At 74.3% G+C, this 2,405-nt stretch carries 4 protein-coding genes; 1 reads left to right on the top strand and 3 read right to left on the bottom strand.

What is annotated here, in order from left to right:
• Window positions 1-398 (bottom strand): hypothetical protein (locus PLP61_RS16555; RefSeq protein WP_324503866.1); only part of this gene is annotated, 398 nt, incomplete at its 3' end.
• Window positions 399-546: 148 nt separating this feature from the next.
• Here PLP61_RS16555 and PLP61_RS16550 point away from each other — a divergent pair.
• Window positions 547-1,425 carry a GNAT family N-acetyltransferase gene (locus tag PLP61_RS16550; protein WP_324503865.1) on the top strand — a complete coding sequence of 293 codons (879 nt, stop codon included), beginning with the start codon at window positions 547-549 and terminating at the stop codon, window positions 1,423-1,425.
• Here the strand turns inward: PLP61_RS16550 and PLP61_RS16545 are convergent.
• Together PLP61_RS16545 and PLP61_RS16540 are read right to left on the bottom strand one after the other, a co-directional pair.
• Complete coding sequence (locus PLP61_RS16545) at window positions 1,385-2,026, bottom strand: TM7S3/TM198-like domain-containing protein (protein WP_324503864.1); 642 nt, start codon at window positions 2,024-2,026, stop codon at window positions 1,385-1,387. The two genes, PLP61_RS16550 and PLP61_RS16545, sit on opposite strands and share 41 nt — an antisense overlap.
• A 73-nt stretch (window positions 2,027-2,099) precedes the next feature.
• The coding region (locus tag PLP61_RS16540; protein WP_324503863.1) for a phosphoribosyltransferase family protein at window positions 2,100-2,405 on the bottom strand (306 nt) is incomplete at its 5' end.

The following is a 2,405-nucleotide window of genomic DNA, read 5'->3' as shown; positions in this document are numbered from 1 at the left end:
CCACCCGCAGCGGCCAGCCGGTGCCAGCGGCGCAGCGCGCCGCGCAGCTCCGCGGCGTCCGCAAGCGGTGCCAGCGCCTCACCCCGGTGCCCGCGCTGCAGCAGGTCGTCGACCTCGGCCGCCCAGGCCCGGCGGGCACGCAAGAGGATCTCCTCCCGGGTGCCGCTCGGCAGCGGGACGGGCTGACGCGACAGCAGGCTCCCGAGATCCTCGAGGAACCGTCGCAACGGGTGCCCCGCACGCGCGTAGGCCTGTCCGGCCCCGCGGATGTTCCCGTGCGGGACGCATCCCGCACGCAAGTCGTTGGCGACGGGGAAGAGGAAGATCGACGCGAAGTCGACCCTCTGCCCCGGCTCCTGCCGCCCCCCGGCGGCAGCACTGCTCCATGGCGCAGCCATGTGTTCCCCCCACATTCAGTTGTTCCCCCATAGGGTCCCCGGCAAGGGGGTCCCACAGCCAGAGACGGACGGCGGACAGCGTCATGACGCGGGGCGAGCCAATCTTTACTCTGCGCCACCCTGCACCAGGCGCTTACCCTGGGGGACCATGACCCCTCAGGCGTCACGGCAGGCGGCGAAGAGCCGCCACGCCTTCCCGCGCTCCCTCGGCCTCGCGACCGACGTGGCGCTGATCCGGCTCCAGCACGGGGTCGTGGAGCGCACGGACGGGCAGGTGGTGCTCCGCACCCCGGCGAACCCCACCTACCACTGGGGCAACTGCGTGCTGCTGGAGAGAGCCCCCGAGCCCGGGCGGCTGGCGGACGCGCTGCGCGCCTTCGAGGAGGCACACCCGGACGCCGCGCACGTCGCCATCGGCATCGACCAGCCCGAGGTGCACCTGGACCCCGACGAGCTCGCCGCGCACGGGCTGCAGGCCGAGCGGGACACCGTGCTCACCGCCACCAGGCTGGTCGACCACCCGCGCGGCACCCCTGCCGTCACGTGCCGTCCCGTCCCGGTGGACGACGACGCGCCGTGGGCGGCGCTGGTCGAGCTGGAGGTCCGGGCGGAGGGCGGGGACGACCCCGACGGGCACCGGCGGTTCGTCACCCACCGGTACGCCGCGATGCGGCAGGTCGCGGCCGAGGGGCACGGCGCGTGGTTCGCGGCGTACACCGACGACGGCGAGCCCGTCGGGACGCTCGGGATCTACCGGGCGCTCCCCCGGGTGGCCCGGTTCCAGAGCGTCCTCACCGACCCGCGGATCCGCCGGCAGGGCGTCGCCGGGGCGCTGCTGCGTCGGGCCGGCCGCTACGCGCTGGAGGAGCTCGGGGTGGGCACGCTGGTGATCGTCGCGGACCCGGTGGGGCCGGCGATCGGGCTGTACCGGGCGGCCGGCTTCGCCGACCGCGAGGACCAGTGGGGGCTCTACCGGCCGCCGGCCGTCACCGCTGGCCCAGCTCCGCCCACTGCTGCCGGGCGCTGAGCTTCATCGCGTTGGCGCTGCGGGTCTGGGAGAACAGGCCGGCCACGGCGAGCGCCAGGTAGACCAGGTACCACCACCAGTCGTTGCGCACCATCGACACGAAGTGGCCGCCGGTGAAGTCGGCGGTGTCGATGGACCCGAACATCAACATCAGCCCGGAGACGGCGACGGCGGCGCCACCCATGGCGCTCAGCACGATGAGCACGATCAGCGGCATGTCGGTGACGATCGCCAGCACCGCCACGGCCAGCGCGACCGCCATCGCCACGATCACGATGACCGCGTCCCAGTCGATGCCCAGGGCCGCCATCAGCGCGCTCGCCAGGGCGAAGCCGATCGCGCCCAGGCTGATGATCACGGCCACGGCGTAGTAGAGGTAGGCCAGCAACCCGAAGACCAGCGCGAACACCAGCCCCAGGACCCAGCCCAGGACCGTGCCGAGGAACCGCTCGTCGGCCAGCTCGGACACCAGCCCGGCACCGAAGGCGAACCCGGCGAAGGCACCCCAGATCGGGATGATGATCCGCAGCAGGACGTGCCCGCCGAAGCAGAACAGCACGCCCACGACGAGGGCGATCAGCCCCAGGATGATGTCGGTCATGGGGTCACCGTAGCGGCCCGCGGCGCGGGGTCGTGGGAGGTGGGGCACCGACGCCCGGCAGGCGTCGCGGGGGTCACCTCTCCACGGCCAGGACCAGCGGGTGCACTGCGGCGGCACCCGCCGCGCGCAGGGCCGCGGCGGCCACGGTCAGCGTCCACCCGCTGGCGGACCGGTCGTCGACGAGGAGCACCGTGGCTCCCGCCAGGTCGTCGGCCTCCAGCCGGTGCCGTCGGTGCACGGCCGCCACCCGCTGGGCGGAGTTGGCGGCCCCCTGGCCGGGGGGTACGCCGGGGTCGGCCACGGCGAACCGGCCGACGACGGGAACCCCCAGGTGGCGGGAGAGCCCGGCAGCCAGGTCGCCGACCAGAACCGGCCGGGT

It is taken from the genome of Nocardioides sp. (assembly GCF_035429765.1).
Taxonomy (GTDB): domain Bacteria; phylum Actinomycetota; class Actinomycetes; order Propionibacteriales; family Nocardioidaceae; genus Nocardioides.
This window is presented reverse-complemented; position numbering and strand designations above follow the sequence as displayed.

Coding starts and splice junctions, on each gene's coding strand:
- PLP61_RS16545 (WP_324503864.1), bottom strand. CDS start 2,026: ATGACCGACATCATCCTGGGGCTGATCGCCCTCGTCGTGGGCGTGCTG.
- PLP61_RS16550 (WP_324503865.1), top strand. CDS start 547: ATGACCCCTCAGGCGTCACGGCAGGCGGCGAAGAGCCGCCACGCCTTC.